1 protein-coding gene is annotated in these 427 nt (G+C 56.7%); it reads left to right on the plus strand.

The features are described from left to right. The first annotated feature begins 152 nt into the window (after nt 1-152). Nucleotides 153-389 (plus strand): ribbon-helix-helix domain-containing protein, encoded by a 237-nt coding sequence (locus tag NE591_RS12615; RefSeq protein ID WP_256156787.1) that lies wholly within the window; start codon nt 153-155, stop codon nt 387-389. Nucleotides 390-427 lie beyond the last annotated feature (38 nt).

Raw genomic sequence — 427 nt, forward strand, 5'->3', positions numbered from 1 at the left:
AAGGCAACAGAGCCTTAATGACGTGCTGCGCGATGCGCAGCGGGCGGCGGATGCGTGGAACCGCGACCACGCTGCACAGCAGAGGACGTATCGCGGGCGGGCTAGATGATGTGTTATAGTAGTACCTGTAATACACGACAAGGAGGTGCGACATGGCTACCGCGGTCACATCAATCAGGATTCCAACCGAGTTGAACGAGCGCTACAGCCGTCTTGCGAAGGAGACTGGCAGGTCGAGGAGCTTCTACGTTAACGAAGCCCTGCAAGAAGCTATCGACCGTTTCGAGTACGAGTACGGGATTCTCAAGGATATCGAGGACTATCGTGCTGGCAGGCTTGAGACGTACAGCATCGACGAGGTAAGGGCGCACTGTGGCCTGTCGAATTGATTTCACGAGGAACGCCGACAAGGCGATGCGGAAGCTCG

The sequence above is a fragment of the Adlercreutzia sp. DFI.6.23 genome (genome assembly GCF_024462535.1).
Classification (GTDB): Bacteria; Actinomycetota; Coriobacteriia; order Coriobacteriales; family Eggerthellaceae; genus Adlercreutzia; species Adlercreutzia rubneri.